The sequence below is a fragment of the Sphaerisporangium sp. NPDC005288 genome, from assembly GCF_040607475.1.
Classification (GTDB): Bacteria; Actinomycetota; Actinomycetes; order Streptosporangiales; family Streptosporangiaceae; genus Sphaerisporangium; species Sphaerisporangium rhizosphaerae.
Genome location: NZ_JBEXGT010000007.1, coordinates 94,523 through 117,627 on the forward strand (window position 1 = coordinate 94,523; position 23,105 = coordinate 117,627).

General features: G+C 73.1%; 19 protein-coding genes. 5 read left to right on the forward strand and 14 right to left on the reverse strand.

Features of this window, described 5'->3' with window-relative positions; genetic code table 11:
• From ABZU32_RS09515 to ABZU32_RS09530, 4 genes are all read right to left on the reverse strand, one after another.
• Positions 1–849 carry an amino acid ABC transporter permease gene (locus tag ABZU32_RS09515; protein ID WP_354919501.1) on the reverse strand — a complete coding sequence of 283 codons (849 nt, stop codon included), beginning with the start codon at positions 847–849 and terminating at the stop codon, positions 1–3.
• Positions 846–1,739 (reverse strand): transporter substrate-binding domain-containing protein, encoded by an 894-nt coding sequence (locus ABZU32_RS09520; RefSeq protein ID WP_354919503.1) that lies wholly within the window; start codon positions 1,737–1,739, stop codon positions 846–848. The genes ABZU32_RS09515 and ABZU32_RS09520 overlap by 4 nt, the downstream gene beginning before the upstream one ends.
• Positions 1,740–1,894: 155 nt before the next feature.
• Positions 1,895–2,818 (reverse strand): PaaX family transcriptional regulator C-terminal domain-containing protein, encoded by a 924-nt coding sequence (locus ABZU32_RS09525; RefSeq protein WP_354850935.1) that lies wholly within the window; start codon positions 2,816–2,818, stop codon positions 1,895–1,897.
• A 155-nt stretch (positions 2,819–2,973) separates the two neighbouring features.
• Entirely contained in the window at positions 2,974–4,005 is a 1,032-nt protein-coding gene (locus tag ABZU32_RS09530) for a PaaX family transcriptional regulator C-terminal domain-containing protein (RefSeq protein ID WP_354919506.1), read from the reverse strand.
• A 281-nt stretch (positions 4,006–4,286) separates the two neighbouring features.
• Here ABZU32_RS09530 and ABZU32_RS09535 point away from each other — a divergent pair, with 281 nt between their 5' ends.
• Positions 4,287–5,702, forward strand: coding sequence for an alpha/beta fold hydrolase (locus ABZU32_RS09535; RefSeq protein WP_354850940.1), 1,416 nt, complete (start codon positions 4,287–4,289; stop codon positions 5,700–5,702).
• Between the two features lie 34 nt (positions 5,703–5,736).
• Here the strand turns inward: ABZU32_RS09535 and ABZU32_RS09540 are convergent, their stop codons facing one another.
• Complete coding sequence (locus ABZU32_RS09540; protein ID WP_354919509.1) at positions 5,737–6,597, reverse strand: hypothetical protein; 861 nt, start codon at positions 6,595–6,597, stop codon at positions 5,737–5,739.
• A gap of 52 nt (positions 6,598–6,649) precedes the next feature.
• Entirely contained in the window at positions 6,650–7,225 is a 576-nt protein-coding gene (locus ABZU32_RS09545; RefSeq protein ID WP_354919512.1) for a TetR/AcrR family transcriptional regulator C-terminal domain-containing protein, read from the reverse strand.
• A gap of 90 nt (positions 7,226–7,315) precedes the next feature.
• Between ABZU32_RS09545 and ABZU32_RS09550 the strand changes: the two genes are divergently transcribed.
• From ABZU32_RS09550 to ABZU32_RS09560, 3 genes are all read left to right on the forward strand, one after another.
• Positions 7,316–7,573: a hypothetical protein gene (locus ABZU32_RS09550; protein ID WP_354919515.1), complete on the forward strand. Its 258-nt coding sequence runs from the start codon at positions 7,316–7,318 to the stop codon at positions 7,571–7,573.
• Positions 7,570–8,439 (forward strand): alpha/beta hydrolase, encoded by an 870-nt coding sequence (locus ABZU32_RS09555; RefSeq protein WP_354919518.1) that lies wholly within the window; start codon positions 7,570–7,572, stop codon positions 8,437–8,439. Before ABZU32_RS09550 ends, ABZU32_RS09555 begins: the two co-directional genes overlap by 4 nt.
• 450 nt (positions 8,440–8,889) lie before the next feature.
• Complete coding sequence (locus tag ABZU32_RS09560) at positions 8,890–9,468, forward strand: hypothetical protein (RefSeq protein ID WP_354919521.1); 579 nt, start codon at positions 8,890–8,892, stop codon at positions 9,466–9,468.
• 144 nt (positions 9,469–9,612) lie between these two features.
• Here ABZU32_RS09560 and ABZU32_RS09565 read toward each other — a convergent pair whose 3' ends face one another.
• From ABZU32_RS09565 to ABZU32_RS09600, 8 genes are all read right to left on the reverse strand, one after another.
• Positions 9,613–10,824: a serine hydrolase domain-containing protein gene (locus tag ABZU32_RS09565; protein ID WP_354919523.1), complete on the reverse strand. Its 1,212-nt coding sequence runs from the start codon at positions 10,822–10,824 to the stop codon at positions 9,613–9,615.
• A gap of 401 nt (positions 10,825–11,225) precedes the next feature.
• A complete protein-coding gene (locus ABZU32_RS09570; protein WP_354919526.1) occupies positions 11,226–11,708 on the reverse strand; it encodes a Clp protease N-terminal domain-containing protein in 483 nt (160 codons plus the stop codon).
• Positions 11,709–11,710: 2 nt separating this feature from the next.
• On the reverse strand, positions 11,711–11,941 hold the full coding sequence (locus ABZU32_RS09575; RefSeq protein ID WP_354919529.1) for a hypothetical protein: 231 nt from the start codon (positions 11,939–11,941) through the stop codon (positions 11,711–11,713).
• A 256-nt stretch (positions 11,942–12,197) separates the two neighbouring features.
• Positions 12,198–12,503, reverse strand: a complete 306-nt coding sequence (locus ABZU32_RS09580) for a cell division protein SepF (RefSeq protein ID WP_354850960.1) — start codon at positions 12,501–12,503, stop codon at positions 12,198–12,200.
• Between the two features lie 184 nt (positions 12,504–12,687).
• On the reverse strand, positions 12,688–13,704 hold the full coding sequence (locus tag ABZU32_RS09585; RefSeq protein WP_354919532.1) for an NAD-dependent epimerase/dehydratase family protein: 1,017 nt from the start codon (positions 13,702–13,704) through the stop codon (positions 12,688–12,690).
• Between the two features lie 201 nt (positions 13,705–13,905).
• Positions 13,906–16,134 carry a bifunctional SulP family inorganic anion transporter/carbonic anhydrase gene (locus ABZU32_RS09590; protein WP_354919535.1) on the reverse strand — a complete coding sequence of 743 codons (2,229 nt, stop codon included), beginning with the start codon at positions 16,132–16,134 and terminating at the stop codon, positions 13,906–13,908.
• 132 nt (positions 16,135–16,266) lie between these two features.
• Positions 16,267–18,369: a hypothetical protein gene (locus ABZU32_RS09595; RefSeq protein WP_354919538.1), complete on the reverse strand. Its 2,103-nt coding sequence runs from the start codon at positions 18,367–18,369 to the stop codon at positions 16,267–16,269.
• A 183-nt stretch (positions 18,370–18,552) separates the two neighbouring features.
• Positions 18,553–19,092, reverse strand: a complete 540-nt coding sequence (locus ABZU32_RS09600) for a YbhB/YbcL family Raf kinase inhibitor-like protein (protein WP_354850977.1) — start codon at positions 19,090–19,092, stop codon at positions 18,553–18,555.
• A 129-nt stretch (positions 19,093–19,221) separates the two neighbouring features.
• On the opposite strand from ABZU32_RS09600, the gene ABZU32_RS09605 reads away from it, so the two are divergent.
• Positions 19,222–22,863, forward strand: a complete 3,642-nt coding sequence (locus ABZU32_RS09605) for a BTAD domain-containing putative transcriptional regulator (RefSeq protein ID WP_354919541.1) — start codon at positions 19,222–19,224, stop codon at positions 22,861–22,863.
• Positions 22,864–23,105: the final 242 nt, after the last annotated feature.

Below are 23,105 nucleotides of genomic sequence, written 5' to 3' on the forward strand. Positions count from 1 at the left end.
CTACCCCTTCCCGAAGTGACGCTCCAGGCGTCGCTGGCCGAGCGACAGAACGGTGACCACCGCCAGGTACCACGCGCAGGCGACGACGAGCAGCGGCACGATCTCGTAGGTCCTGTTGTAGATCACCTGCACCGAGTACAGCAGGTCGGCCATCGCGATCACGCTGACCAGGGAGGTGCCCTTGAGCAGGCTGATGAACTGGCTGCCGGTGGGCGGGACGATCACCCGCATCGCCTGGGGGAGCACGACCTTGGCGAAGCTCTGCGCGGTCGTGAACCCCATCGCGCGCGCGGCGTCGCGCTGGCCGTCGTCCACGGCGATGATGCCCGCCCTGACGATCTCGGCCATGTACGCGGCCTCGTGCAGGGTGAGCCCGATGATGGCCGCGGTCAGCGAGCTGATCACCGAATTGGTCGGCCAGGAGACGAAGGTCGGGCCGAAGGGCACGCCCAGCGAGATCCGCGGCAGCAGGTAGCCGAGGTTGAACCAGAAGATCAGCTGGACCAGCGGCGGTATGCCGCGGAAGACCGCGACGTAGACGGCGCAGGCCCAGGCCACCGGGGTGAAGCCGCTCAGCCTGCCCGCCGCGAGGAGCACCCCGAGCGCGCTGCCCAGCACCATCCCGATGACGGTGAGCAACAGCGACATGCCGAGGCCGCGCAGAATGTTCGGGTCGAACAGGTACTGCCTGACCACCGGCCATTCGAACCGCGGGTTGGTGACGAGGAACCAGGCGAACTGCGCGACCAGGACGAGCAGCACCACTGCGGCCACCCAGCGCAGGGGGCGGGGGCGAGGCCGGGCGGTGGCGACGTCCACGACGTCGCCGACCTGCCGGGTCATGGTCATTGGGTCGCCGCTGCGTTCAGCTTGGGCTCCTCCACCGCCACCTTCTGCAGCCCGTACTTGTCCATGATCTTCTTGTATTCGCCGTTCTTGAAGATCTCCTTGAACGCGTCGAGCATGACCGGGCCGAGACCGCTGGACTTGGGCACGAGCATCGCCAGCTGGTCGACGCCGGCGCCCTGCTCGTCGGTCTGGGTCACGTACGTGAAGGCGTCCTTCTCCTTGCCGATCACGTCCAGGGCCGCGCTCTCGGTCATGCCGGCCGCGTCGGCGCGACCGGACTTGGCGGCGAGGATGGTGCCGTTGGTGTCGGCGAAGCCGATGAACTCCAGCGCCGGCTTCCCCTGCTTGGCGCACCATTCGGTCAGGCGCTTGGCCTGGTCCTCCGTGATGCTGCCCGCGGTGCCGGCGACGCGTTTGCCGCACAGGTCGCCCGCGCTCTTGATGGACGAGGACCCGGCCTTGGGGATCAGGTAGGAGGTCCGGGTGACCATCCACACGAGCGCGTCGAACTGCTTCTCGCGTTCGGGGGTGTCCTTGACGGGGCCGTTGAAGGCGTCGTACCTGGAGGCGAGCATGCCGGACAGCGCCGCGGGCAGGCCGCTGACGATCGAGATCTCGGTGCGGACGCCCAGGACCTTGCCGAGGGCGTCCTGTACCTCCTTGTCGATGCCCGTGACGGTCTTGCCGTCGTTGGCGACGATCCGGTAGGGCGGGTGGGAATCCCCGGCGAATCGGATGACGCCCGCTTCCTTGATGTCATCCGGCAGGGCGTCGTAGAGCGCCGTCCCGCCGGCCGGACGCGGCGTCTCACCACCGCCTCCACCGCACGCCGCGGCGCCGGCGAGGGCCGAAGCCGCCACACCCGCGAGGATGGTCCTGGGCAATCTCATGGTGGTCCTTCCCGCGACCGGATAATGCGGCAGTTAATCTTGCGGTCGTGGGGACAAATGTCACACCTAGGGATGCACGACTGTCAAGGGGTGGTTGTGCGAGGCGGAGACGAGCGCGGCGGGCGGAGCCGCCGGCTCCACGTCCGCGGGTGGGATCAGGTGAGCGCGAGAATGGAGCCGGTCCGGTGGTGGGCCACCAGCTCGGCCAGGGCCGGCTCGAACTCCGCGACGATCTGCCTGACGCGGAACTCGGCGAGCGGCCCGAGGGTGTCGTAGACCTCCACGAACAGATCTCTGGCCGCGGCGCGCGGCCAGTCGGCGGGCAGCAGCTCCGCCGGCAGGTCGGGGTCGTGGTTGGGGAACCGCCGCCAGGTGTCCATGATCCCCGTGCGCGCCACCAGCGCCTCCGAGGCGCCGACCACGCCCCTGCGGACGCGTTCCAGAAGTGGCGAGTACCGCGCCACGAACTCCTCGTAGCCGCGCCGGAGCTCGTCGAAGTCCCATGCCTCCTGCGGGGCGCGCATGCCCGCGGTGCTCAGGGCCTCGGCGCGGAAGACCGTCGCCATGGGGATCTCCAGCTCGGTGAGCACCGCCGCCGCGCTGTCGGCGTTCGCCGCCGGCGAGACCCACAGCCCGTCGTAGAGCGGGGCGAAGCCGAGCCAGCGCAGCCTCGCGCGCAGTGCGTGGCGCAGGTCCCGCTGTTCCTCGGAGATGGAGAAGGCCGCCATCACCCATCGTCGGTCCCACGCGCCCTGCTCCAGGCCGAAGGACATGATCCGCTGCCGCCCCTCCACCATCACCGCGGCGGCCCGGTCCGTCAGGCGGTAGTAGGTGCGCCGCCCAACCTTGGACGACTCCAGCAGGTCCCTCTTGGTGAGGCGGCTGAGCGCGGCCCTGGCCGCCACGGCGGAGACGCCGAACTCCTCGGCCAGCCGCACCAGGGCGGCGGACGGCAGTTGCTCGGCCCGGCTGATCCAGTAGTCCCCGAGAAGCGTCGTGATCAAATGCTGCGGGGGCGTGCCCACCTGGGAGCGCGGGAAATCGACGTCCTCTGCCTCGGACCTCTCGCGATGATTCACAACACGAGTATATTGACGACGCTTGCAGACGCGTACGTTACTCGATTGTCATGCTTCTGATGGTCTCGCGCCGCACTGGTACGAAGCTCCAACGTCCTGCCGCCACAGGCCCGCCATGGAGCCATCGGCGCCGGCGGCCGTGCGGCCCGCCGCGATCACCGCTGGTCGCGCCGGCCGTCGCCGCGGCCGCCGGCGAGGAGGTCCAGCCGATCACGGTCGGTCGTCTCGTCGAAACTCGTGTGACGGCGAACCGCCGGCGACTTCAGGGCCGACACCTGCGCGAAGGTGTGATGCGCGGCCAGCTTGGCCAGCCCGGGGTCGAACTCCGCGAGGATCTCGCGGAACCGTCGCTCCGCGGACTCCCCGAGCGAGTCGTAGATGCGCACGCACAGCCGCCTGGCCTCGTCGCGCGGCCAGCCCGCGGGGAGCAGCTCGGCGGGAAGGTCGGGATCGAGCGTGGGGAAGACCCGCCAGTCGGTCATGATCGCGGTCCGCAGCAGCAGCGCCTCGGCGGGGGAGGGGCCGCCGGCCGCCAGCCGCTCGGCGACCGGCCGGTGGACGTCGATGAAGCGCAGGTAGCGCTCGCGCAGCCCGGCGATGTCGAAGGCGCGATGCGGCACCGGGTCCAGGTCGTCGTCGGCGACCGTGCGGGCCCGGAACACCACCGTCCCCCGCACGCCGAGCCTGCGCACGAGTTCGACGACGTCGTCGGTCCTGTCGTGCGGCGACACCCACACCGCGTCGAAGACCATGCCGAAGTGCAGCAGGCGCAGCCCGTCGCGCAGCGCCCGGCGGGTGTCGCGCTGGTCCTCGGGCACCGAGAACGTGACGACCGTCCACCGCCCATCCCAGCGCGGGGTGGTGGCGCCGAACGTCAGCAGGCGGCGCGCGTGCGCCACGATCACGTCGGACGCCCGGGGCGGCAGTCCGTAGGCCGTGGTGCGCCCGGTGCGCGAGCTCTCCAGCAGCCCACGTGCGGCGACCCGCCGCAGGGCGGCGCGGGCGCTGGTGGCGGTGATGCCGAACTCCTCCAGCAGGGCGACCAGCGCCGCCGACGGGATGTGCTCCTGCCGCCAGAACCAGTAGTCGCCCAGCAGCGTGGTCAGCAGGCGCTGAGGTTCGGCCCCTTGCCGGGCTCTGGGCAGGGAGCCGGGTTCCGGCGACGCGGTCACCAGGCGTCCTTCCATCGTCAGACTCCTCGGCCGGTGCGGGCGCCCGTTCGACGACGTGCGGGGGCGAACGGGCTTACCGGGGTCGACCTGCGTGAATCCTACGTCACCGGCTCCGCGTCCGGGCTGTTCCCGGTGATCGGGGGATTGACATCGGTGACATAAGAATGAACGATCGTCTCCACTAGCGGTGGCATTCGTCCCGCGACGGCCGCCAGGCGGGCCGCCGGCCGTTCGCGGACCCGGCCGGGCCTCGGGCCGCACTCCCGCCCGTCCATCGACTGTGGAGGAAACACACCATGGGAACCGAGTCGAAGGGGGCCGCCGCCGCGATACGCCGTGGAGCGGCCGTGTGCCTGGCCGTCGCGCTGGCGACCGCCGCCGGGAGCGGAACCGCCGCCGCCTCCGCCCGGCCCCCCGGCGGCACACCGTGCCTGGCCGAGTCCCCTGCCCATCCCACCTGCATCAGCGGCGCCCTCGATGACGGCACGCCCTACGAGTTCGTCGTGCCGGCCGCCTGGAACGGCACCGTGGTGGTCGCCCTGGACTTCGCCGGCGCGGGCCGGGACGAACCCCTGACCGCGCGGCTGCTGGCCGACGGCGTGGCCCGCGGCGGGACGAGCCGGGCCATCACCGGCTGGAACCTCCGGTCCGCCATCGACAACCAGGCCGAGGCACTGACCCGCTTCGAGGCCGCCTACGGCCCGGCCCGCAGGGCGATCGCCGCCGGGACCTCGATGGGCGGGTTCATCGCGGCCGGCGTCGCCCAGATCCACCCGGACGCCTTCGACGCCGCCGTCCCGATGTGCGGCGGCCTCGGCGGGTCCGTCGGCCAGTGGAACCAGAAGCTCGACACGGTCTTCGTGCTCGAGCGCCTGGTCGCCCCGGGGCTGCCGGTCATCGACATCCCCCAGGACGTCGAGTCGGCCCGGAAGGCATGGATCGACGCCCTGGCCGCGGCGCAGCGGACCCCTGAGGGGCGGGCCCGCATCGCGCTGGCCGCCGCGATCGGCCAGTTGCCGGCCTGGGGCCGCAACCCCGACGGATCGGCGACACCGCCTCCGGACGGCAGGGACGCCGGCGGCCTGGAGCAGGGCGCCTACCTCGCGCTCGCCGGCGGGCCTCTGCCCTACATCGGGCAGGCCATGGGCAGCCGGCGCCAGCTCATGGCGGTGGTCGGCGGAAACCCGTCCTGGAACACCGGCGTGGACTACGCCGGGCAACTGCGCCTGGCCGAGCCCGCCCTCCGGCGCGCCGTCCGCGAACTGTACAAGGCGGCGGGCCTGGAGCTCGGGGCCGACCTGCGGAACCTGGCCGCCGCGCCCCGCGTCGCGGCCGACCCCGAGGCCGTCAGGCGGTTCGCCGACGGCCTCGTCCTGGACGGCCACCTGCGGATCCCCGTGCTGACCGTGTCCGCCACCGGCGACCAGATCTCCACCGTCGCCCAGCAGCAGTCGTACGAGGAGAAGGTGCGCCGTGCGGGAGCCGGCTCGCTGCTGCGCCAGACGTACACCCGCACCGTCGGCCACTGCGACTTCTCACCGGCGGAGCAGGAAGCGGCGCTGGTGACCATGTTCGACCGGCTGCGGAGCGGTCACTGGCCGGCGACGTCCGCCCCGGCGATGAACGCCCGCGCGGCGGCACTGGCGGCCGACCCCGCCCCGCGGTATGTCCCGTTCACCCCGCCCCGGTTCAACCGCCCCTACCCCGGCTGACCCGCGGGAGCCGTGACGGGGCGGTGGCGGCGGGCTAGGAGAAGCGTTCGACCATCACGGGGATCAGTCCGCCTGTGTGGCTCAGGGTCGTGGTGAGCCGTCGCAGCAGGGGGCCGATGGCCGCGTCCGAGGAGGTCGCGAGGCAGGCGGTCAGGTCGAGGGCGCAGGCGCCGCCGGGGCCGACGCGGCGCAGTTCCCAGGTGAAGACGTCGCCGGCGACATGAACGCGGGCCGTGCCGAGGACCCGGGTGCGGGGGTCGGCGGCGTCGCCGGTGAGGGTCATCCCCCAGGCCGCCTGGAGAGCGGGGAGGCGGCCGGGAGTGAGGTCGCCGGCGAACAGCACGCGATGCAGGCGCTTGTCGTGGAAGCCCTCGGGAACCTGCGCGTCTTCCAGCCGCAGGGGAGCCGAGCCGGGGACGGGCAGGCGGTCGGTGAACAGCGTGCGCAGAGCCGGCTCGCCGGGAAGTTCGCGGCCGTGGGCCCGCCGGTAGGCGTCCTCGGCGTCGCGCCGGGGGACCGGCACGACACGCAGGCGCAGGGCCGGGTCGCCGCGCAGGTCGCGGCTGAGGGCCGCCGAACTGCGCCAGGCGCCGTCGGACGCCGACCAGCAGGCGGTGTCCAGGCCGACCGTGGTGTGGTCGTCGTCGAAGACGAACTCCTCGACGACGATGCCGTCCACCGTCGCCGCGGCGGACACGGGGGTCACGAGCGCCGCGGGGGCGCGGTGGCCGGGGACGACCAGGTAGTAGTCGAGCGGCGGCCGGGAGCCGGAGACGTCGACGGCCGGGCGGGAGCCGGTCGCGCCGGGCGCCTGGCCGGTCCGGTTTCCGGCGGCCGTCCCCTCCGCCTGGTCGGGAGTGGCCGGGCCGTCTGGTCGTTCCGTGTCGGTGGGCATGGCTCATTGTCGCCGGACGGTGTTGTCCGCGGAGGACGTGGGGGGATGGCGATCAGCCGCCGTCGCGGGCGGCGGGAACGCCGTGGGGGAGAGCCGCGGCGCCGGTGATGATCAGCTCGAGGCCGTCGCGGAAGGCGCGGTCGCGGAGCTCTCTGGGCCGGGCGTCGGCGCGGGTCGCGCGGGCTTGTTCCTCGGTCGTGTAGCCGTTGACGTACGCCACGACGGTCTCCACGGCGACGGCGGCCGTGTCCGCGGGCACGCCTGCGGCGGACAGGGCGGCGATGAGGCCGTGGTAGAAGCGGACGGCCTCTCTGCCTGGATCGTGGAAGGTGGACATGAGGCGCGCGCCGTCGCGGTGGGCCAGCATGAGCTCGCGCATGCCGATCGCCAGGCCGCGCAGTCGCTCCTCCCAGGGGCCGTCGAGTGGCGGGACGGCGTCGGCCGGCGGGGTGACCAGGTGCGCGACCATGGCGTCCAGCAGGGCCTGCTTGCTGGGGTAGTGCCGGTAGAGCGCGCCCGCGCGCACGCCGAGCCGACCGGCCAGGAGTCGCATGGTGAGACCGTCCAGGCCGACCTCGTCGAGCAGTTCGATCGCCGCCCGCAGCACCTGGGCGCGTCGCTCGCCCATCGGATCCTCCTTGTCGCGGTTGACAGCTCGGCTCCGCGTAGGTGAACAATGTACACGTGAACGTTGTTCACGTAGGAGGGGGCGGGCGTCATGAGGGAGCTGGGCGCGGGGCCGGTGCTGGTCGGCGCCGACGGCGGGAACTCCGTGGTGCGGCGACACCTGGTGCCCGAGGTGGGACTCGCCAACGCGGACCTGTGCGGGGCGATGGGGCGCACTCCGCTCACCGATCGCTTCCCGGCGCCGGCGGGGTACCGGGAGGACCTGCTGGAGCGCGGAAACGCGGCCGTGGAGGTCGGCAAGCAGGCACAGAAGAGGTTCGTCCCGGCCGCGGATGAGGTGACACGGTGAAGAGTTCCCCCCAGATCGTGCGCGACTACAGCAAAGGCCAGGTTCGTTCCGCCGACGGGACGACGATCGGCTACCGGCAACGCGGCCGCGGCCCCGCATTGATCCTCGTGCACGGTGGCATGCAGGCATCGCAGCACTTCACGAGGCTTGCTGCCACCCTGTCGGCCCACTTCACCGTCTATGTGCCCGACCGGCGGGGACGCGGGCTGAGCGGACCCCACGGTGACCACTTCAGCGTGCTGCGCGAGGTCGACGACCTGCGGGCACTGGTCGCGGCGACCGGGGCCTCGCGGATCTTCGGCCTGAGCTCGGGAGCGCTCATCACCCTGCGCGCGGCGCTGGCCATTCCCGCACTCGATCGGGTCGCCCTGTACGAACCTCCGTTGTCCGTCGGCGGCTCGGTGCCGATGGACTGGGTGCCGCGTCTCCATCGCGAGATCGCCGCAGGCAAGATCGCCTCCGCCCTGGTCACGGCACTGAAGGGCCTGGGCACCGAACCGGTGTTCGATCGAGTTCCGCGATCGGTTCTTGTGCCGCTCATGGCGGCCGGCTCGCGCCTGCGACGCGATGCGCCCGAAGACGAGGTACCGATCGAAGCGCTCGTCCCCACGCAGCGCTTCGATATGCAGATAATCCGGGAGATGGCTGACACGGTGCAGGACTACGCGGCGCTCGACGCGCAGGTTCTGCTGCTCGACGGCGCCAAGAGCCCGGCATATTTCCGCGTCGCGCTGGACGCGCTTTCCGCTGTGCTCCCGCATGCGCGACGTGTCTCGTTCCCGGGCCTTGGGCATTCGGGTCCGGACGACGACGGAGACCCGCAGCGTGTGGGGGCGGCTATGGGCGATTTCTTCGGCGCGCAATAGTGGTCACCGATGGCGTCCACGGTATCGGCGTCCATCCTCGTGGGTGGCTCGCACCTTCGGACGGGACGGGACGGGCCGGTGGAGGCGTGGGCGGTTCGGAGCTCCTCGTGTCAGGACGTTCCCGGGCATGCCGCCTGGTCAAGGGCAGGGCCGGCCGCGGGTCATCGTCGCCGATAACGGGAAAGCCGCCGAAGTCCTCGATAGCGGACGGATTCCCGTCTAATGGGTATTCCGGAATGACGTGACCCTGGAGTCGGGTTTCTTTTCTTTATTGTGTTCGTCTGTTTTTCCTATCAGTGCGCCGCTGCGGCGTCGCTGGTTCGCTGAATGGGTATTCCCTGGTCGCAGTGCTGCCGCGGTGGCACGGAAATAGTCCGATTCATCGGAATTCAAGCGATATGGGGGAACCGAGTGATTCCTCGGGAAACAGGTCCTTTCATAGGTAAGCGCGTGTTCACTGTGGCGTTCGCGACCGCGATCGCCGGTGGAGTGCTCGCGCTGTCGCTCCCGGCCATGGCGCAGGCCGGTACGGAGACGCGGGGCGTCCCGGGGCACCAGGCGCACCACGTCGCGCCGGCCCACGCTCCCGCCACCGGTGTCGCCGTCGTCGCCCAGAAGAAGGCCCGCGGGGGCGACGGCGACGAGGACGGCAAGAAGAAGTGCTGCAAGCACTGTCCTCCCGGTCCCCCCGGACCTCCCGGTACTCCCGGGCGCAGCGCCGGGATCGACACGGCGTTCCAGGGGAACAACAAGTTCGTGGGCTACGCCCAGGGCAACGGTCCGACGTTCGTCCGGGACCCGAGAACCACCCCGCCCTGGCATGACCTGTCCACGCTGCCGGGATATCCGGGCAACGCCAGCGACGTCAGCCTCGCGGTGATGGGGAACACCCTCCACGTCACGGTGCTCAGCACGACCGGCCTGATCCGCCAGACGGCATGCACCGTCAACCCCACGCCCGGCACCGGCAACAACCCGGCCTGGCCGGGCAACTGCGGTTCCTTCGTGGAACTCACTCCGCCGCTCTAGGCCCGCGCGGGCTGATGGAGCGAACGCGCGTGCCGCATCCGGGGCGTCCCGGATGCGGCACCGCCGTACCGGCGGGCCTTCACATGAGGGGCCGGTGCATGTGCTCGCGAGGACGGCGGGCGTGCTCCGGGAACCCGGCGGCGTCTATGCGGGGTCGGCGGGCTCCGCGGAGCGCCGGGGCGCCCGGGAGTCGCCGGGGCGGAACTCCACCTCCAGGGCGTCGGTGAAGATGCCGATCGGGTCCTCCCATCCGCCGTCGGTCCAGTCACCGTTGACGTTGATCGCGAGCATGTGCTCGCCGTCGCGGGTGCCGTAGGTGTAGGAGAACGAGCCGAACAGGGCCCCGCCCATGCCCCACACCGTCGTGCCGCACGACAGCGTCACCGAGGAGATGCCCAAGCCGTAGGCGCTGCCGGCGATCCAGTCCTTGGTGGGGACCATGGTGAACATCTCCCGCTGCTGCGCCGCGGGCAGGAGCCGTCCGGACAGCAGCGCGCGGAAGAACCGGTTCAGATCGCCGGCCGTGGAGATCATGGCGCCGGTCGCCCAGAACAGCGAGGTGTCCATCTCGGTCGCGTCGTAGATCACGGCGTCGGGGCCGGTCTGGAACTTCTTCGTGTAGTGCTGAGAGTGCGGCCCGTGGATCACCGGGTCGGCGCCGCGCGGCAGGTACGTCCCGGCCAGCCGCAGCGGGCGGGCGATCCGCGTGGCGATCTCGTCGGCCAGCGTCCCGCCGGACGCCCGCTCGATGATCAGCCCGGCGAGGATGTAGTTGGTGTTGGAGTACGCCCAGCTCGTCCCGGCGGAGAAGGCCGGCGGGTGGGACATCGCGATGTCCAGGAGCTGCTCGGGGGTGGGGCTTGGGTACCGGCTCAGCGCCGCCTGGTCGTCGGTGTAGTTGAAGATCCCGCTGGTGTGGTCGAGCAGCCGCCGGACGGTGATCGCGCCGCCGTCGTGGCCGTTGCCGCGCACCACGCCGGGCAGCCACCTGTCGACGGTGTCGTCCAGGCTCACCTTGTGCTCGGCCACCAGCTGCAGCATCACCGTGGCCACGAACGTCTTGGTGGTGCTGCCGATGCGGTACCGGTCACGCGCCCGACGCGCGCGGCCGGTCGCGGTGTCGGCGACCCCCGCCGTGCCGGACCAGCGCCGTCCGCCGTCCCTGACCTCGGCCAGGATGCCCGGGACGCCGCCCACGGCCACGGCCCGGTCGAGCAGGCGCTGGAGCGCGGCGTGCTCATGGGTGGCCGCGCCGGAGGAGGCGGACGAGGGAGACGGCGTCATCATGGCGATATTCGCCACGGTCGTCCCGGCGATGAGCAGGCCGAGGCGGACACGGGTCGCGCGTGTGAGCATGAATTCGTTCCTTCTGGGATAGGGGGCGGGCCGCCTGGGCCCGGACGGAGGATCGGCGGACCGCGTCATGAGGCCCTGTACGAGGGCACGGCGAAGCCGCCTGCGGTGCCGGTGTGCTCCCCGATGGCAGGAGACGGTGCCGCTCGCGGGGGAGGGGCGCGGCGTCCGCGGGTCGCGGCGGGGGCCGGTGTGGGGGAAAGGATGTGCCTCAGCGCGTCGCGGCGGGGACTGGTGTGGGAGAAGGTGCTCTAGCGCGTCGCGGTGGGAGCTGGTGGGGGACGTGCTTCAGCGCGTCGCGGTGGGGGCTGATGTGGGGGAAGGACGTGCCTTGGCGCGTCGCGGTGGAAGAGTGGGCGGCGCGTCGGTCTGGGCGGTCGAACGGGCGTCGGTGGGGATGGGGGTCAGTCGTCCTGGCCGGTGATCGTCCGGCGTGCCTGGGCCGCCAGGGCGTGCCGGTCGACGCCCGCGAGGGTGAGCGCGCGCGGGACCGTGCCGACCTCGGCCTGCAGGATGCCGAGCAGCAGGTGTGCCGGTCGCAGGTCCTTCTTGCGGAAGGTTCCCACCATGCGTTCGAGCACGAGCCTGGCCGACGCGCCGAGCTGCGACGGGAGCTTGGCGGCGCGGCTCGGGCGGGGGAGATCGAAGGCCCCGAGGGACACTCCCGCCGCGTTCAGGCTGTGCTCGAACTCCCGGTCCAGGGCCTCGCGGATCGCCTGGTGGTCCAGGCCTGCCGAGACGAGGACCTGACGGGTGGTGGCCTCTCCCTCGGCGGCGACGGCCAGCAGGAGATGCTCCGCCTCGATCGTCGCCGACCCGGCCTGGCGAGCCTCGCGCGCCCCCTCCTCCATGATCGTCGCAAGATAGTGGTCGAACGTGCTGGACATCCTCAGCGCCTCCTCAGCTCGACGCCGGCCTCGATGAGCCGTTTGGCGTGTTTCTTGTGGACCGCCTGGCGCGTCACTCCGAGCGCCTCGGCGACCTGCGGCCAGTTCCAGCCCTCACGCATCGCCTGCTCGACGGCGGCGTCCTCGAGTTGGTCGGCGAGACGCCTGAGGGCGGCGACGGCCGCCAGCGCGTCGGCGGGCTCCCGGGACGCGGAGTTCTCAACACCGGACATGTAAGCAACCGTAGTTGACTAATTCCCTCTTAGTCAACCCGAGTTGCTTGAAGCCGGAACGTTGCTGCCCCAGAGAAGATCAGGACACGGCACGGCCGCCGAAGAGATCGCGGCACGGCGCCGCCACCGGGAAGGGGGCGCCAAGGCGCCGCCGCCGGCGGCGGTGCGGCCGCCGGAATCGCCGTACGGCGAAGCCGGCCTGCCGAGAAGGAGGTGCCATGACCGCCGGGCCGGAGGGCTCCGGCGCGGCAACGGGTCAGGCGTTGATGACCATGCCGGGGGGCACCAGCAGGAAGACCTTGTGCGCGATGCGGTCCATGTCCCCGCGCCGGCCGAAGACCAGCCCGGCCGCGAAGTCCACCAGCGGCTTGGCGTCGGCGTCCGACATGCCTGTGAGGTCCATGACCACCGGCATGCCCTTGCGGAAGAAGTGCCCCACGTACAGAACCTCGTTGTAGTCCTGTGGGCGCAGCGTCTTCACGTACGACATGTCGGGCCTGGGGCTGGTGAAGGCCCTCGGCTTCTCGTGCTGGTCCGGACCGCCGGTCTCCACGTCTGCCACGTCGCCGACGCTAACACCCGCAGACCGGCCGTAGCGATCACATCGGTCAAAACCCCTCTACAGCGGCGGAGTGACTACGAGAGGCGTCATACCTCTGCACTAGTGCGAAGGGGACGAGGGCACCGCGGGTGTGATCGACCTGCTCACCCGCTGAGACGCCGCGCGCCCGCCGTGGAAGGGACGGTCACCTGGTGGCAGCCCAGGCGGTGAGGAGGGCCGCCTCCTTGTCGGGGGCGAGACCGTGACTACTCCAGCGCGGGTAGCGGGCCCGCAGGGCCGCCTCGTCGTGACCTTTGATCCAGTCCCAGGTGTCGCGCACGGTCTCGGCCACCGGACGGCAGCGCAGCCCCGCGGCCTCGGCCTTCCCGGCCGAGATCTTCCAGACGGCCGCCGCGTCGGGCTCGGCCGGCAGCCACAGCGGCAGCTCGACCCACGGCTGCACGTCCTGGCCGGCGAGGAAGCGGTCGTCGACCCACACCAGCTCGGCGTCCGAGCCGGTCACCTCGGCGCACTCGGCCAGCCACCGCCCAAAGGTGGTGTTCCCGGGCGGGCCGGTGGTGATGAACCGGTCGCTCACCCCCTTCTCGGTCTGGTCGAGGGTGAACACCGCGATGTCACGGGCGTCGATGAGCTGCATGCGCGTCTCGGGGTCGCCGGGGGCCAGCACACGGCCGCCGCGGGCGATGCGGAGCAGCCACGACGGCAGGCGGCCGACGTTCTCCCACGGACCCAGGATCAGCCCCGGCGCGATGATCAGCGCGGCGCCCTCGAAGTAGCGCTCGACCGCCCGCTCGCACCCGGCCTTGAGCACCCCGTAGTCGCCGTCCTGCGGGCCGGCGTCCGGCGAGCACTCCCACAACGGCGAGGACTCGTCGGCCGGCTGCGCTGGGTAGCTGGAGATCGCCGAGACGGTGGAGATGAACGTGTAGGTGCCGGCATGGCCGGACAGGGCGCGGGCCGACTCGGCGACCACCTTCGGCGTGTACCCGCACACGTCCACGACGGCGTCCCACTCGCGGCCCGCCGCCAGCGCCCGGAGGTCGTCGGGGACCTCCCGGTCGCCCCGGAGGGCCGTCACCTCCGGCCGGTCCTCGCCGGAGCGCCCCCGGTTGAACGTCGTGACGTCGTGGCCGCGGCGCAGCGCCTCTTCGACGATGGCCCGGCCGAGGAACACCGAGCCACCGATCACCAGAATCCTCATGTCCACCACTGTCGCCCCCCGCGACCGCCGCGCCGCACGTTTTCACGGTGAGCGGATCTCCGGCCGGCCGCCGGAGCGCGCCGTTCACCGTGAGCGATCACCGCCGGCCGTCCGCCGCGGGCGGCGCCCGCCGGCCGTGCGCGTCGCCCTGGGCCGTGCGCATCGCCCTGGGCCGTCCGCGCCGCGGTGGGCCTGTCCCGGTCAGCGGGGGCAGGTGGTCACCGGGGAGAAGCCCTCGCGGTCCAGGACGTGCACGCGGGCCGCGCCGATGTCGAAGTACAGGCCGACGAGCTGCACCCGCCCGGAGTCCACCAGCCTGACCACCGACGGGTGGGTGCGCAGGTTGTCCAGCTGCTGGGCGACGTTCACCCTGCACAGCCGGTCGAGCGGCCCGTGGTCCTCGCCGGCGGGATCGGACAGGATGTAGCGGGCGAGCGTGTGGTCGCCGTGCCGCAGCCAGTTGCCCAGGCCCGGCAGGGCGCCGATGTTCTCGCCCCCGCAGAGCAACGCGGCCATCGCCCCGCACCCCGAGTGGCCGCACACCGTGATCGTGGAGACGTTCAGCGCCGCGGTCGCGTACTCGATGGCCGCGACCACCGAGTCGTCCGGCGGGGCCGCGCCGTGCCGGGGCACCAGGTTGCCGATGTTGCGCACCGTGAACAGGTCGCCGGGACCGCTCGCGGTGATCAGGTTCGGCACCACGCGGGAGTCGGCGCAGGTGATGAACAGGTGCGAGGGCTCCTGCGTGCGCGCCATGCGGTTGAGGAAGGGACGCACCAGGGGAGCGGTGCGCCGCTGGAAGTCCGCGGTGCCGGCGAGCAGGTCGGGAACGGCGCCCCCGTGCGGGCCGGTCTCGTCGCCGCCTTCCCGGGAGGGCACCCAGGTCTGCCCGTGCCGTACGGGGATGCGCGACAGCGGGCCGCCCCGCCGGTACGCACGGGGCAGCCACCAGCGATCCGGTGCTCGCGGCGGCGTCTTGGCCGCCGACACCCGCGTCCCGCTCGCGGCCGCCGTCGTGTACCACTGGTCGTGGATCTCGTCGATGGCGATGGTGCCGCCGCCGCGCTCGTGCTCCAGACGCCAGCCGTGCACGGCCTCGAAGGCGGCGTTGTCCATGAAGTCGACGTTGAGGTCGAGATCGACGGCGGCGCCCGCCGGAATGGCCCGCAGGCTGGAGGTCAGGGACGGCACGCCCACGAACGTCAGCGACCCGGTGACCACGACGTGCCAGCGGTCGTCCGGCTCCAGCCGCACCTGGATCGACACCCGGGTGAGGCGCCGCAGGGCGAACAGCGCCGCCAGGCCGAGGCCGAGCAGCACCCCCTCGGCCAGGCCCACCACGACGACCGCCCCCATGGTCAGCACGTAGATCGGCAGCTCGCCGTGCCCGTGCAGGCCGCGGACGGTGCCCAGGTTGACCATGCGGACGCCGATGAAGACCAGCAGGGCCGCCAGCGCCTCCAGCGGGATCAGCGTGACGCACCACCCGAGGCAGACCGCGAACAGCAGCACCCACACGCCGTGCAGGGTCGCCGACCACCGGGAGCGGGCCCCCGCCCGCACGTTCGTGGTGGTGCGGACGATGACGCCCGCCACGGGCAGGCCGCCGAGCGCCCCCGAGACGAGGTTCGCCAGGCCCTGGCCGGTCAGCTCACGGTCGAGGTTGGCGCGCGGCCCGTCCTGCAGGCGGTCGGCCGCCACGCAGCAGAGCAGCGACTCGACGCCGGCGAGGAGCGCGACCAGCAGCACGGCTCCGGCGATGCCGTGCCAGTCGCCCGTGGGCGGCGCCGGCGTCGCCCAGTCGGTGAACCCCCGCGACAGGTCGGCGCGGGCGACGTCCCAGCCCAGCAGGCCGGCCGTCAGCGCGGCGATGGACAGCGCCGCCAGCGGGGCCGGGACCACGTTGACGCGCGGCAGGCGCGGCCACAGGACGAGAAGGGCGATGGTGAGCACGCCCACCGCCACCGCGTGGCTGTGGTTGTCGGCGATCTGCGCGGGCAGCTCCAGGATGTTCTCCACGGCCGACCGTTGCGGCTGCCCGCCGAGCACCACGTGGAGCTGCGACAGGGCGATCACCACGCCCACCCCGGCGAGCATGCCGTGCACCACCGCGGGCGACACCGCGAGCGCCGTGCGGGCCACCTTGAAGGCGCCGAGGACGACCTGCAGCGCCCCCGCCATCAGGGTGATCATGCAGGTGGCGCGCCAGCCGTAGGTGCGCACCAGCTCGGACACCACAAGGGCCAGGCCGGCCGCGGGCCCGCTGACCTGGACGACCGACCCGCCGAGCGGCCCGGCCACCAGGCCGCCGACCACCGCCGCGACCAGGCCCGCGATCAGCGGCGCACCGCTGGTGACGGCGATGCCCAAAGAGAGCGGGATGGCGACCAGGAAGACCACCAGCGAGGCCGGAAGGTCGTGCCGGAGCATCGATCGAATACGCTGAGTCTTACTCTCGTCACATTCTGTATGCCCGGTCATGCTGTGACCATACGACGCGGCGGCCGGCCGATTAAGGCTTTGGCCGCCGCGTTTTCCATCTACCGATGGAATGCTGGGTGATCAGCGGTAATAGTCGGGATAGTCGGTGTCGGTGGGCCGGCGGTGGCCGCCACGCGACGGCGTGCCCTTCGACGACTGGATGGTCGGGTCCTCGGTGCCGCCCGCCGCCGTGCCGTACAGCTCGCCGTAGGAAGGCCAGCTGCCGCCGGTGTTGTTCTGCCGGGGCTGCGCCTGCGCCCACGACCCGGACGTGGCGCCGGAGGACGGGGTGCGGTCGGCCTCGTAGCCGCCGCCGTAGCCCTGCCCCTGCCCGCCCGGCCCCGGGCGCGCGTCGTCGCCCCTGGACGGCCGGCCGGCCGGGGCGTCATACGCCTGAGGGCCGCGTGAGGAGCCGGTGGGCATGCCCGCCGGAGGAGTCGGCCCGCCGGCCGCGTCGGAGTCGTCGATCGTCGCCCACCCCGGGCGCACCTCGTAGGACGAGGCGCTGGGCCCGGCCGGCGTCTCCGCCGCGTACCCGTCGTAGGAGGGCAGCTGGTAGTCCGACGCCTTCCAGGTCCCGCCGGAGGAAGCCGCCGAGGACGCGGGCCCGTCCAGGATGTCGTAGGAGCCGGCGGCGGGGTAGGCCGGGCGGGCCGGCCACGACTGGTCCGCCGCCGGTGAGGCGGGGAACTCGCCGGTGGCGGAGTTCGGGGTCGAGCCGCGGGAGTCTCCCGCCGCCCCGAACGAATCGGACGCCGGATGCGGGCCGGTGCCGCGCGCGGAGCCACCCGCCCGGGGGGCCTCGTAGGAGCCGGTCGAGGAACGGCCCGCGTCGAAGGGGCCGGTCGCCGCGCGGGAGCCGTCCGGGGGGCCGCCCGGACGCGACCCGGCGGAGCTCGAACCGGTCTGACGGGACCCCTGGCCGGTGGGCAGCGGGCCGCGGGACGTCGCCGCCCCAGACACGGCGCCGCCGGACGGCGCCCTGCCCGCGGGCGAGCCGCCCAGCGGGTCGCGCGCGCTCAGCGGGTCACGGGAGGCCAGCGGGTCACGGGACGCGGCGCCGCCGGACAGCGGGCCGCTGGACAGCGGGTCGTTCGCGAGCGACCCCGTGGGGTGCGCGCCCGCCAGCGGCCCGGTGGACAACGGGTCGATGCGCGGCTGGGTGGTGAGCGGGTCGACCCGGGGGCCGGTGGCCTGCGGGTCCGTACGTGCGGGCTCGGGACGGCCGGAGGCGGCGCGCCCGGCCTCGGCGGGCCTGCCCCCGCCCGTGCGCCTGCGCGGTTCGGCGGGACGGCCCGGAGCCGCGGGACGGCCGGGGTCGCCGCCGCCGGACTCCGGACGCCGCCTGGGCTTGGCGCGGCCGGTGTCGGTGATGCCCAGCGGGTCCGCCGGGTCGGGACGCGAGCCGCGGCGGGTGCGGCCCGGCGACTGGGCCGAGCCGATGGCGCCCAGGACGTCGGCCGCCGACGCGGCCGGGACCGCGGCGGGCGGCGCGGTGGGGGATGACGGCGCGGGGACCGGGGCGGAGAAGGCGACCGTGCGGTCGGCGGCCGCCGCGCCCGAGGAGGACGGCGGCGCGCTCGCGCGCGAGGGCTCCGCCACGCCCGACCGGCCGGGCGAGCGGGTGGGAAGGGGCGCCTGGACGGTGGCGGCGTTGGCGTCCACCTCGTCCTTGTTCTTCGGCGCGGGAGGCTTGGCGGCCTCCGAGGACGGGGAGGCGAGGTCGGGACGGCTCGCGCCCACCCGGGCGGCGATCGTGCCGCCGAAGGCGCCGTCGTCCGCGCGGACGCGCGTCCAGTAGTCGTCGTCGTAGTCGTCGGCGTCGCCCCACTCGTCCACGCCGCGGCGTCCGCGCGAGGACGCCTGCTTGCCGCGCGGAGCGGGACGGCCGCCCGGCCGCCCGGCGGGACGGGCGCCGGCCTTGTTGCCGCCCGGCCGCAGCCGCGCGGTGGCGCGCTCGGGTTCGGTGAAGGCGTCGAAGCCCTCGGGGAAGCTCTCGAAGAACGTCTCCTCGGCGGGACGGCCGGGACGCTTGGCCGATGGGTCCTCCGCCTGCTTGGCGAGCTTCTCCAGGCGCTCGGGAGGAAGGTTGCTCTCGCGGCGGTTCATGGACCGCATGCCGAATGCAACGACCATCAGTACGAGCAGCACGACGGCGACCAGGCCGAAAATGACCGCGATCATTGCACCACCTTCATGGCCATCGCCTTCCAGTGGCGCTGAGGAGACCGCGCGGCCATCGACGCGATCTGCCCCCGTTGACCACCTGCGCTCGAGGATTGCATCTGATTCTGTCCGACCACTATGAGCGTTGTCACACCCTACGAGAAGATCCGGTATCCATTACTACCTGCGGTGCTCAGCATGTCACTCGATGTGCGCCGCCGAGAGCCGCCCACGCGCGATCGTGTGCTGGGCGATCTGCTCCAGCGTCTCGCGGAGCCCGGCGCCGTTCTTGAGAGCGAGTTCGGCGTTCAGCGCGTACACGCTGAACCGGTAGGTGTCGTCAGGACGGCAAGGAGGCGCGTAACCCACCTTGCCGTTGGAGGACAGCCCCTGCAGCGCGCCCTTGGGCACACTGTTCGGCGCGAGTTCGGTGGTGAGCGAGTCGACGTTGAACAGGACCCAATGCGCCTCCACCGCTCCCTGCGCGTTGGTGGCGTCGACCACCAGGGCGATCGACCTGGTCTGCTTCTGCGGCACGCCCGACCAGCGCAGCGGCGGATTGCCCGACTGCCCGGTGCAGGAGAACTCCGAAGGAAGGGGCGCCTGGTCGCGGAAGCGCGGGCTCGAGACGCTGAGCCCGTCCAGCGAGTTCTCGGTGGGCGAGCCGCCGCCCACGATGCCGCAACCGGCCGACAGCGCCACCGCCGTCGCCGCGGCGACGGCGATGCGTCGGTGTCCCATGCGTCCAATCCGCACGGTGTTTCTCGGCAGCCCCATGGTCGCTGATGCTACGCGCGTTCCGGGGGTGGCCTGACCCCATCGCCGGAATGGGCGGCGCCGCGAAGCGGTGTGATCGGCCACAATCGAGGCATGGATGCGGCGGCGCCCGAGACGCGCCTGAGCTTCGCGCTGCTCGGCCCGCTGGAGGTCGTTCACGACGGCGCGCCGCTCACGATCGGCGGGCGGCGGCTGCGCGCCCTCCTCGCGTCGTTGCTGCTCAGCGCCGGTCGCACCGTGCCTGTCGACATGCTCGTCTCCGCCGTGTGGGACACCGGCCCGCCCAGCGGCGCGGGCAACGCTCTGCAGGCGCTCGTCTCGCGTCTGCGAGCCGCCCTGGGGCGCGATCTGGTGGCCGCCGAAGCGTCAGGTTACCGGTTGGTTATATCTCCGGATCAGGTGGACGTCCACCGGTTCGTCCGTCTGGCCGCCGAAGGCCGCGAGGCCCTGGCTCGCGGAGAGGCCGCCGGGGCCGCGGACATCCTCAGGGAGGCCCTGGCGCTGTGGCGGGGTCCGGCGCTCACCGACCTCACGGGCGCCGGGGAGGCCGATTCGGAGATCGCCTCGCAGATCGCCCGCCTCGAGGGGCTGCGGCTGGCCGCCGTCGAGGACCGCGCCGAAGCCGGCCTGCTGCTCGGGCGGCACGCCGATCTGCCGGCCGAGCTGCCCGCGCTCATCGCCGCCCACCCGCTGCGCGAACGGCCGCACGGCCTGCTGATGCGCGCGCTGTACGCGGCCGGACGCCGCGTGGAGGCGCTCGCCGCCTACCAGGCCGCCCGCGACACCTTCGCCGCCCACCTCGGCGCCGACCCCTCGCCCGCCCTCGCCGCCCTCCACCTGTCCATGCTCCGCGGCACCTACCGAGAACCCGCCGCACCACCCCGGCGAACCGCCGAAACCGAGGCCGCTGCGATGAACCTCGCCGCCGGAGGCGAAGACGGGGGTGTCGCCAGCGGCTCGCCGCCCGTGGCCGTTCAGGGCGGTGACGGTGTTCACGGCGGTGGCGGTGTCGCGGCCGGTGCGCCGGGCGTCACCGGTCAGGGCAGCGATGGTCGTCGCGGTGACGGCGGTGTCTGGGCCGGCTCGCCGAGCGTGGTCGGCCAGGGCGGTGAAGGTGGTCGCGGTGACGGCGATGTCGCCGCCGGTGTGGTGGGGGTGCCCCGTCATGGCGGTGACGGTGGTTCTGGGGATGGTGGTGCCGCCGGCGATGCAGCAGGGGTCGGTCGAGGTGGTGGCGGTGATGGCGGCGGCGCGAGCGGCGCGGTGGACATGGCCCGTTATGGCGGCAAGGGGAACGAGCCGGGTGGTGCGGGGGCGCGGAAGGGCAACCTGCGGGCCCGGCTGACCAGCTTCGTCGGCCGGGACAAGGATCTGAGACGCGCCGCCGAACTGCTCGGCCGCCATCGCCTGGTCACCCTGCTCGGCCCCGGCGGCGCCGGGAAGACCCGCCTCGCCGTCGAGGCGGGGGAGAGGCTGGCCAGCCAGACGCCCGCGGGCGTCTGGCTGGCGGAGCTGGCGCCCGTGCGTGACCCCGAGGACGTGCCGCGCGCGGTGCTCGCCGCGCTCGGCCTGCGCGACACCGGCCGCGCCCCCATGCGCGCGCAGGCTCCCGTGCCGTTCGATACGGCGGACCTGACCGCGACCGTGGTGGCCGCCCTCGGCCCCGGAGAACGGCTCATCATCCTGGACAACTGCGAGCACGTCGTCGAGGCGGCCGCGCGGCTGGCCGACCGCATCCTCGCCGACCGCCCCCAGGTGCGCATCCTGGCCACCAGCCGCGAGCCGCTCCGCATCGGCGGCGAGCTGCTGTGGCACGTCCCGCCGCTCGACCATGAGCACGCCCGCGGCCTGTTCGCCGACCGCGCCGCCATGGCCCGCCCCGGCCACACGCCGGACGACGAGGCGGTCGCGCGCATCTGCCGCGAACTGGACGGCATGCCGCTGGCCATCGAACTGGCCGCCGCCCGCCTGCGCACTCTGTCGGCCGGCCAGATCGCCGACCGCCTCGACGACAGGTTCCGCCTGCTCACCGGCGGCAGCCGCACGGCGCTGCCCCGCCACCAGACCCTGCGCGCCGTCGTCGAGTGGAGCTGGGACCTGCTGGACGAACCCGAACGGGTGCTCGCCCGCCGGTTGGCCGTCTTCGCCGGGGGCGCCACCTTCGAGGCCGTCGAGACGGTGTGCGCGGACGGCGTGCTGACCCGCGCCGAGGTGCTCGACACCTTGGGCAGGCTGGTCGACAAGTCGCTCGTCGCCTTCGATGACGAGCGCTACCGGATGCTCGAGACCATCAGGGCGTACGCCACCGAGCGGCTCGCGGAGTCGGGCGAGGAGCCCGGCGTGCGGCTCGCGCACGCCCGCTTCTACACCGCTCTGGCCGAGACCGCCGAGCCGCGGCTGCGCCGGGCCGACCAGGTGGAATGGCTGGCCTGCCTGTCGGCCGAGCACGACAACCTCACTGCGGCGCTTCGCTGGGCCGTCGGAGCGGACGGCCGCGACCTCGCGCTCCGGCTGGTCGGCGCGCTCGGTTGGTACTGGTTCCTCATGGGACGCCGCACGGAGGGCGCCCAGCGGGCCGCGGAGGTGATGGCCCTGGTGGAGGGGGCCGACGACGCCGGGCCGCGCGAACGGGCGGTCGCCATGGCCGTCCAGGGGATCCTCATGGCGGGCGGCACCACCCAGTGGCGGGAGTCCGGGGACGTTCTGGAGAAGGCGCTGCGCCTGGCCAGGTCGTCGGTGGTGCGTCCCTGGCCCGCGATGCTCTCGCTCGCCGAGCCGGTGCTGGCCCTGTTCGTCACGCACGCCGCAGGCCCCGGGCGGCTGCTGAGCGAGATGTTCGGCGACCCCGACCCGTGGGTGGTGGCCTCCGCCCACCTGCTGCGCGCGCACCTGCGCTACAACGCCGGCCGCCTCGCCGAGGGGGAGGCGGATGTGCGGGCCGCGCTCGAAGGCTTCCGCGACGTGGGCGACCGATGGGGCGTCAGCACCGCCATGGCCGCCCTGGCCGAGGTCAGCACGCTGCGTGGGGACAACGCCACCACCATTGCGACGATCAGCGAGGCGCTGGCCCTGGTGGAGGAGATCGGCGCCGTGGAGGACACCCCGTACATGCGCACCCGGCTCGCGATGGCCCTGCACGCCTCAGGCGACCGCGCCGCGGCCCACGCGGTGCTCGACCGCGCGATGGACACCTGCCGCATATCGGGTGACCTCATGGCGGAGTCGGGGGTGCACAGCGTGCGCGGCGACTTCGCCCGCGAGGAGGGCGACCTGCCGCTGGCCCGGTTCCACTACGAACGGGCCCTGGCCCGCGCCTCCGACGACCTGATGCCCGCGCCGTTCCGCGCCCTGCTGCACTCGTCCATGGGACTGCTCGCCGAGCAGGAAGGCGAACCGAAGGCCGCCCGCGAGGCGCACGCCGAGGCGCTGCGCCTCGCCTGGTCGACGCACGACGCAGGGGCGCTCGGCCTGGCGCTCATCGCCGTCGCCGGCCTGGTCGTGCGCGAGGACGCCACGGCCGCCGCGATGCTGCTCGGGGCCGCCGCCCGCGTACGCGGCCTCGACGACGTGGTCGGCCACGACCACGTCCGCATCGCCGGCGCCGCGGTCGCCGCGCTCGGCTCGAAGGAGTACAGGCTCGCCCACGAACGAGGCCGCGCCCTGCCCCCGTCCGCCCTGCGCACCCTTCTCGACCGCCACCTGCACCCACCCCCCGCCCTAGCCCCCGACCCCTGACCCACCCCGCGCCGACGTCCCCGCCCGACGCTCCTGCGCCCGACACCTCCGGGTTCTACGTCCCCGAGCTCGACGTCGCTGGGTCTACGTCCCTGGCGTCCGACGTCCCCGTGGCTCGACGTCCCCGCGTCGGGCGTCCCCGTGGCTCGACGTCGTGGTGTGGTGACGAGGGGGTGGGAGGACGCGGGTGGCGGGCCCTCTGCCGCGGGTCTCCGCTGGGATGGCGGCGGAGCCTCGGCCCG

What these genes read in the sequence shown, in the direction of transcription:
- ABZU32_RS09515 (WP_354919501.1), bottom strand. Translation starts at nt 849, where the DNA reads ATGACCATGACCCGGCAGGTCGGCGACGTCGTGGACGTCGCCACCGCC.
- ABZU32_RS09520 (WP_354919503.1), bottom strand. Translation starts at nt 1,739, where the DNA reads ATGAGATTGCCCAGGACCATCCTCGCGGGTGTGGCGGCTTCGGCCCTC.
- ABZU32_RS09530 (WP_354919506.1), bottom strand. Translation starts at nt 4,005, where the DNA reads ATGGAAGGACGCCTGGTGACCGCGTCGCCGGAACCCGGCTCCCTGCCC.
- ABZU32_RS09535 (WP_354850940.1), top strand. Translation starts at nt 4,287, where the DNA reads ATGGGAACCGAGTCGAAGGGGGCCGCCGCCGCGATACGCCGTGGAGCG.
- ABZU32_RS09540 (WP_354919509.1), bottom strand. Translation starts at nt 6,597, where the DNA reads ATGCCCACCGACACGGAACGACCAGACGGCCCGGCCACTCCCGACCAG.
- ABZU32_RS09545 (WP_354919512.1), bottom strand. Translation starts at nt 7,225, where the DNA reads ATGGGCGAGCGACGCGCCCAGGTGCTGCGGGCGGCGATCGAACTGCTC.
- ABZU32_RS09550 (WP_354919515.1), top strand. Translation starts at nt 7,316, where the DNA reads ATGAGGGAGCTGGGCGCGGGGCCGGTGCTGGTCGGCGCCGACGGCGGG.
- ABZU32_RS09565 (WP_354919523.1), bottom strand. Translation starts at nt 10,824, where the DNA reads ATGCTCACACGCGCGACCCGTGTCCGCCTCGGCCTGCTCATCGCCGGG.
- ABZU32_RS09570 (WP_354919526.1), bottom strand. Translation starts at nt 11,708, where the DNA reads ATGTCCAGCACGTTCGACCACTATCTTGCGACGATCATGGAGGAGGGG.
- ABZU32_RS09575 (WP_354919529.1), bottom strand. Translation starts at nt 11,941, where the DNA reads ATGTCCGGTGTTGAGAACTCCGCGTCCCGGGAGCCCGCCGACGCGCTG.
- ABZU32_RS09585 (WP_354919532.1), bottom strand. Translation starts at nt 13,704, where the DNA reads ATGAGGATTCTGGTGATCGGTGGCTCGGTGTTCCTCGGCCGGGCCATC.
- ABZU32_RS09590 (WP_354919535.1), bottom strand. Translation starts at nt 16,134, where the DNA reads ATGCTCCGGCACGACCTTCCGGCCTCGCTGGTGGTCTTCCTGGTCGCC.
- ABZU32_RS09595 (WP_354919538.1), bottom strand. Translation starts at nt 18,369, where the DNA reads ATGATCGCGGTCATTTTCGGCCTGGTCGCCGTCGTGCTGCTCGTACTG.
- ABZU32_RS09600 (WP_354850977.1), bottom strand. Translation starts at nt 19,092, where the DNA reads ATGGGACACCGACGCATCGCCGTCGCCGCGGCGACGGCGGTGGCGCTG.
- ABZU32_RS09605 (WP_354919541.1), top strand. Translation starts at nt 19,222, where the DNA reads ATGGATGCGGCGGCGCCCGAGACGCGCCTGAGCTTCGCGCTGCTCGGC.